Origin of the sequence: Chryseobacterium caseinilyticum (genome assembly GCF_014837145.1) — a bacterium.
Lineage (GTDB): Bacteria > Bacteroidota > Bacteroidia > Flavobacteriales > Weeksellaceae > Chryseobacterium > Chryseobacterium caseinilyticum.
Genome location: NZ_JACYFS010000002.1, coordinates 562,623 through 569,507, shown reverse-complemented (window position 1 = coordinate 569,507; position 6,885 = coordinate 562,623). Strand labels below are relative to the sequence as shown.

The 6,885-nt window shown below is 33.9% G+C and carries 6 protein-coding genes; 3 read left to right on the top strand and 3 right to left on the bottom strand.

The window, feature by feature from the left end; translation table 11 throughout:
- Positions 1-1,479: 1,479 nt before the first annotated feature.
- Positions 1,480-1,899 carry a transposase gene (locus IC610_RS10585; RefSeq protein ID WP_191736820.1) on the top strand — a complete coding sequence of 140 codons (420 nt, stop codon included), beginning with the start codon at positions 1,480-1,482 and terminating at the stop codon, positions 1,897-1,899.
- A gap of 7 nt (positions 1,900-1,906) precedes the next feature.
- Positions 1,907-2,230, top strand: coding sequence for a helix-turn-helix domain-containing protein (locus IC610_RS10580; RefSeq protein ID WP_191736819.1), 324 nt, complete (start codon positions 1,907-1,909; stop codon positions 2,228-2,230).
- Positions 2,231-2,859: 629 nt separating this feature from the next.
- Here IC610_RS10580 and IC610_RS10575 read toward each other — a convergent pair.
- The 3 genes from IC610_RS10575 to IC610_RS10565 all read right to left on the bottom strand — a co-directional run bounded on the left by IC610_RS10575 (position 2,860) and on the right by IC610_RS10565 (position 5,673).
- Complete coding sequence (locus tag IC610_RS10575) at positions 2,860-4,206, bottom strand: exodeoxyribonuclease VII large subunit (RefSeq protein ID WP_191736818.1); 1,347 nt, start codon at positions 4,204-4,206, stop codon at positions 2,860-2,862.
- Between the two features lie 11 nt (positions 4,207-4,217).
- Entirely contained in the window at positions 4,218-4,832 is a 615-nt protein-coding gene (locus tag IC610_RS10570; RefSeq protein WP_191736817.1) for an alpha-ketoglutarate-dependent dioxygenase AlkB family protein, read from the bottom strand.
- A gap of 64 nt (positions 4,833-4,896) precedes the next feature.
- The gene (locus IC610_RS10565) at positions 4,897-5,673 is read right to left on the bottom strand and encodes an XRE family transcriptional regulator (protein ID WP_191736816.1); all 777 of its coding nucleotides are present in this window, start codon (positions 5,671-5,673) and stop codon (positions 4,897-4,899) included.
- Between the two features lie 61 nt (positions 5,674-5,734).
- Between IC610_RS10565 and dinB the strand changes: the two genes are divergently transcribed.
- Complete coding sequence (dinB, locus tag IC610_RS10560) at positions 5,735-6,877, top strand: DNA polymerase IV (RefSeq protein ID WP_191736815.1); 1,143 nt, start codon at positions 5,735-5,737, stop codon at positions 6,875-6,877.
- The last annotated feature ends 8 nt before the right edge of the window (positions 6,878-6,885 follow it).

Sequence of the window (6,885 nt, the reverse complement as noted above, 5' to 3'; positions counted from 1 at the left end):
AATTTAAATAATTACTGATATATTGAGATTTAAATACATCAATATTTTTAGCACATAATCTCTACTTGCTGCTTGTACGGCCGAGACCTTTTCTACCCAAAGCCGATATTAAAAATCTATTGACTCTGTAAATTGCAGGTGCAGGAAATTGCTACCTTTTCTATTCTTCAACCCGATCTGCCTCTTGACAAATTAGCTATGAACACGTGTCACAAGATAATTTTAATTTTGAGTTTGACAAGAGTCAAAATTTCAATAAACTGTATTTGTATGTTTTGAGGATTCTGATTTTTATTGGAAATAACCTCTCAGCCAAGCATCAGGAAAACTGAAATCAAATCAATTTAAACATTAGGAAAACGTTGATAAAGCTTGAAACGTTTTGTGGAAGGTTCGGACAATTTGGCTTTACAGACACCCGAAAAGATTTTCCCCTTACAATTAAATATATTTTCTGTAGAAAACCTGCAGCAACAATTCATCATTCAACAGTTATAAAACTTTCAGACCATATTTTAACACTTGGTAGTAATTACAAAACGTTCTTTCTTTACATAATTAAGTGTTTTTTTGTAACAACATTTCAATTCGCGCTAACTGTTTCCTATTAAAGAAAAATAAATTCAATTGACATCTCTTCCTAACTGTTCGGGAGACCATAAGAATTTTTACTCGTCGACTCACAAAACCATTGCTGATTTCCATTTGACGAATAGCACATGCAGGAAATTCAAACCTTGGAGACACATATCCTTTTTTAGCGAAAGGATGGATTTTTCTTATAGTGAAGCATCCACCTGAAACATCTATTTCAGTAAACCTGATTCGCAAGAACAAAATAACGAGACAAGGAATAATTACAAAAGATACAGTTTTGTGATAAAGAATGATTGTCGTGAACGTTGATAAAATGAGTATCAAGACAGACACAATAATAAGTATAAGCGTAATCCACGCAATTTTTTTTACAGATTTTTTATTTGAAATTTTCATTTAATAATTTGATACATAATAGCTTAAAAAAAGAAAAATTATTTATTTATATTTTATAAATATAAACAAATACTATTATCCAATACACAGTACATTAACATAAATTATAAAATTATTTAAAAAAGTAATTATAATTAAGCAAATATTTTGCATTTAAGTATTATATATCAAAAGAGAAAAATTACAGGAAAAATATTCGTTATAAAACAGGAAAAAGCGAAATTTCTCACTAAAGTATATTAGAGTAATATTTGACTTAACTACGAATAGAAATTCTTCTTTTTAAAAAACTAACGTGTAAGGCGTTGCATTATCAGTAGAATTTAATTTTGAGATTCACTAATCTGCTGACAAAATTTTAATGACAAAAAAACAGACAAAATATCATTAGTATGTGAAAGTAACTAATGGCTCGAAATTGGTATCTGTACGACAGATTAAAAAAATATCTCTGATAATTTTGAGTCACTACCCATAATAACGACAATGATATCAAACTTTAAAACAATCCACATAGGTACTTTTATTAAAAAAAGAGTTGATGAACTTAATTTGGATTCTGAACGGCTTTCAAAAATATTAAACATTTCAGAAGATGAGGTTGAAAAAATTTATTCTTCCATCAATATCCACGCTGAGCTTATGCTGAAACTGAGTAAATTTCTTAAATATGATTTTTTCAGAATCTACTCCCAGCATTTGCTTTTGTATTCTCCATCCAGCAAAAGTGAGAAATCTTCAGCTTTACCACAGTTTAAAAAAAATATTTACACCAAAGAAATCATTGACTATGTAGTTGAGCTGATTCAGACTGAACGTAAATCAATGCCTGAAATAGTTGAAGATTACAGAATTCCAAAATCAACTCTTTTTAGATGGATGACAAAATACAAAAAAGAAAACTAAGAAGAAAATGATTCCTGATTATAAAAAAATATACTCTGATCTTATAGAAGAAAAATATCCGGAAAAAATGAACGAGTGCATTAAGATTTTGAAAAAAAAGAATTTTGGTGTACTGGATGTTATATCCATCCACAATATATTATCTGAAGGTTCCAAAAAGGATGTAGATATTTTCAACCAGTATCACAGGGCATACGATGAAAAGACTGTTAAGATTTATTTACAGTATCAGGTTGATCATAAGCTTAGTAATAATCAACTGTCAAAACATTTTAAGATCACAAGGAACAGCATTGCAAGGTGGAAAAAGCAATTTCCGGAATATGACTAATTAAAGATAAATAAAAATTTTTAGATCGCACCTTTTAGCAAAATATTCTGAATCTCAAATTTCGCAGTCTAAAATTAAATATTAAAAAACAAATTCTTTAGATGATACTAAAAAAAAATAAATAAACTGTCAGTGTTTATCTTGATATTTTTTTGTGGAAACTGCGTAATGAACGCTCAGACAAAAACTATGAGATAATCACGGAGCTCAGTAATACATCTACAATTTTAACGTTTAAAGAAAACGTATTTATAGAATCCAATGCTTTACCCTCTAATTTTGCTGGTAACAGCGGATTTTTATATTTAAAGAAATAAGATAAAAGCGATTAGTGGCATTTCTGATCGATACAAAATAATTGGAATCTCTCATTTAAAAATTGAAGGTAATAAACTGCACCTTCCGGAAACAATAAATTGATCAGCAGATAGCTAATCTTATTGTTCACGAGTGAAGAACTTATTAATTTCAATCTTACTACCGGAATACATCCTAAACTGTGTAACCAATCTCATACAATTTAAACTTATTTTTGAAGAAAGGCTCAGGTTATAAAATCCAAGCTTTAAGTTTTTAACATACATACTTTGTGGAATAGGTGTCAAATAAATGAGAACCCGATAGATTAATTATTTAAACACTTTCGCTGATGCAAATACGATAATCAATGCCACTATAACTGTGATGATGATTTTGACATAATTAGTTTTGCTATTTTGGACCTCCTGACGTAACTTGGCATTATCGTGCTTCAATGTTTCCACACTAACATTTAATGAGGCAGTCTTTTCGTGGATTGCAGAATGGACATTCCTTTCGTGCAGAATTGTAATCTCTTTTTTATAGCTTTCCATTTCTAAGTCTCGTTTTTTCTGCTGTTCCTGAAAATTACTGCGAAGATCTTCAAGTTGTTTCGATGAAGACGACTGAAACTTTTCAAATTCTTCATTTCTTATTTTTAGCTGATCTGTATAAGCCTTGTTGTGTGCTTCGCTCTGTTCCTTATAGGTTTTTTGAGCTTCAGAAAATTCGTCATTCTTTTTTTTAAGCTGCTTTTCAAGAGTTTCAACTTTTTCGGAAAATTGCCTGGTCACATCCTTCTTCACTTCATCAATCAGTAATGACCTAGAATTGGATCGCTCATGGGAAAGCTTCTCAACTATAGAATGGAGTCCTGCACCATAATCGTGCGGTAAGTGAAATCGTTTGTCAGCAAGTTTGTCCAGCAGTGTTTCATCAACGGTATGACCGATAGCTGTTACCGCGACGGATTTAAGGCTAATAAAAAGTTTTGCCAGTACAAGATCATTAAAGGTCTCCATACTCTGACGATCTCCCCCACCTCGTACAATAGCAATAATATCATAATTCAGCGCAGAAACTTCGTTCAGTTTTGAAATGATAGCAGTAGATGAAGTAATATTACAGTTGTGGTCATCAATGTCAAAATTCGTCAACGAGACATCCAACCCTGCTAAAAAATCCTTTTGTACGATGGCATTATTACCGTAAATATTGGCCACTTTGATTTTTTCGTTCTTTAGAATCTTATCCCTTATAAGAGTGTCAAGATTCTTTGATCCGATCTCTAGCTTCCTTTGAATAACTTCATATCTTTCCAATTCCTCCTCTGATATTGATTTTTCCTCTTGCCGATAGATCTCATCAACGACAAAACGAAGTTCAATGGAAGAATTTTTTATACTCTTTTCAATAAAACCTCTTAGCGTATAGACATCATTGTTGCTGATTTTACTTCTGAGCAATGCAGAAATTCGAACGCCGACAGAAGTATTATCACCTTCGGAAAACAGATGGTCGTAGTAATGGTTACCGTAAGATTTACCACCGCCATAAGAATATCTGCCTTTTAAATAAATCAGATTGACTGTGACACTTAACTTCAGGGCATTACTAAAAATTCCTATAATTGCTGTGGGTGAGTAAACAGGATGGTTTAAGTTTTGATCCTCCATGTCGATTTACATTACAATTCCCGGATTAACCGAAATGTCAGATTGATTCTTTCTTTCATCGGAAGAAGAGATTTAGCAATCCTATGCTCCCAGTTTTCCTGTAAATCACCTTTCATGATAAGCAGAGAACCATTCGGAAGTGGTAAGCTGTATTTGCTTTGGTGATGATCTTTTTTTCTGAAATCAAAATTTCTCGTTTGCCCGAGACTGACTGATGCAATTACCGGTCGCTTACCGTAACTGCTTTCTTTATCTCTATGCCAGGCTACTGAATCATTATTATTTCGGTACAGATTAAGCAGAACACCATTAAAACGATATCCAAACTCTTTTTCAATTCTTTCCTTCAATAACAAAAGCTCCGGAGTCCAGCTGTTGTTTACTGATGCATTACTGTCTGCGGTTCCATGAGATTTTCTGTCATCTCCGTACCATGCGGTCAGTCGTGGTGTTATCACCTCCTTATCATACATTTTCTGTGTTCGCTGCTCCCATTTTACCGTTTGAAACAGATGGTTTTTCAATAGATCTGCTTCATCCATGTCAATAAAATTCTCTCTGTATTCCAACAGATCTTTCGGAAACTCGTAAAATTCATCAGCATCAAATAAGCTAAGCTGTCCCATGTTTTTTTTCTTTTAAAAATATTTTTCCTGATAATAAGTCACCTCTATTTCATTCTAAAAAAGTTCAGTTCCTAGCACCTACTTTTTCTTTGATCTGTTTTATATCAGTCTTGATCTCCGAGATAAAATTTTGAATATGATGCTCTGCAAATTCATCAGGCCCATATTCTTTTGTATTTATACTGCAGGCAAATTCCCATATCTCCTTGATTTCAGTTAACGGAATTTTATATGGCTCATAAAATTGATTGTCAGCTCTAACCCAAATTCCATCTGCTTCATGAAACTGAAACCTTTTATAACTGATACCATCGTTGGTTGTAATGAAAACATAAGTTCTGTCGGTCTTTAAGTCCGAAAGATTTTCCACATATTTTCCCACAATATAAGTTCCGTTCTTGTATGGAGGCATCGAATCTCCGTCGGCCGGAAATGCCCTGAACTTCCCACCTTTCAAAAAAGGTAATGAAATGGTATCAAGACCTTCTATATATTCCGGATCACTGTAACCGTTCAGGTAACCCATAGAAGCCTTTTGCTGAACAATCTCAATCTGATCGTTTCCTTCATTATCGACCCTTACAGGCAAAACAATTCTGTTGTCAGGAAGTTCAATAATCTCATCGATTGAAAATTTCCTGACATCGATATTGACCAGAAGGTCAATACTGATATCATAGTATTTGGAAATTCTAACCAATATTTCAATGGGTGGTTCTGACCTTCCATATTCGTAAGCTACATATCTTGATCGGGTGAGCATTAAAATATCTGCCAATTCCTGTTGAGTAATATTTTTCTTACCTCTCAGGAACACGATGTTATCAGAGAATTTTGACATTGTTACAATTTTAGACAACAAAAATACGAAATTTGTTTTAAAACGTGACTAAATTTACACCATGGAAAGAGCAATTGTACATATGGATTTGGATACGTTTTTTGTTTCCTGTGAAAGGCTTAAAAACTCCGAACTGGAGAAAAAGCCGATTATCATTGGAGGCGGAGACCGTGGCGTAGTGGCATCATGCTCTTACGAAACACGGTTTTTCGGGGTAAGAAGTGCAATGCCTATCAAGATGGCTTTAAGATTATGTCCTGAAGCAAGAGTTATCAAAGGTGATATGGAAATGTATTCCAAAATGTCCCATTTGGTAACGGATGTTATTCAGGAAAAGGTTCCTGTGCTGGAAAAAGCAAGCATTGATGAATTTTATCTGGATCTTTCGGGAATGGACAAATTTTTTGGTTGTTATCAGTGGACCAATGAAATCGTAGATTCGGTCACCAAGAATACCGGCTTACCGATAAGCTTCGCGTTATCCACCAATAAAACAGTAGCGAAAATAGGAACTGGAGAATCCAAACCTACCGGTAGATTTGAAATACAGGAACAGAATATCAAACCGTTCTTAAATCCTCTTTCCATCAAAAAAATTCCAATGGTTGGAAATGTAACTATTCAGCTCCTGTCAAGATTGGGCGTCAGAACCATTGAAACTTTATCTGAAACTCCGGTTGAAATTTTACAGCAACTCATTGGTAAAAATGGTAGTGAGCTTTGGAAAAAAGCAAATGGAATTGATAACACTCCCATTGTACCCTATTCAGAACGAAAATCAATATCTACAGAAAACACGTTTTCTCAAGATACAATTGATGTTCAGAATTTGAGAAGCGTCTTATCTGGGATGGTAGAGCAATTGGCTTTTCAGCTCCGTCAGGAAAAGTGGCTCACCTCCACCATATCGGTTAAGATCAGATATTCCAATTTTGATACAGAGACCAAGCAGTGCAGAATTCCCTACACCTCAGCAGACCATACCCTTCTCAAATACGTACTGGAACTTTTTAAAAAAGTCTATACCCGGAGAATGCGAATCCGGCTTATTGGGGTTAAATTCACCGGTCTGGTTCATGGATGTCATCAGATGGATCTTTTTGAAGATACCGAAGAATTAATTTCTTTATATCAAACCATGGATAAGATCAAAAACAGGTTTGGAACCTCAAGTGTAGGCAGAGCGTCCGGACTATTAAGATAAAAACACAA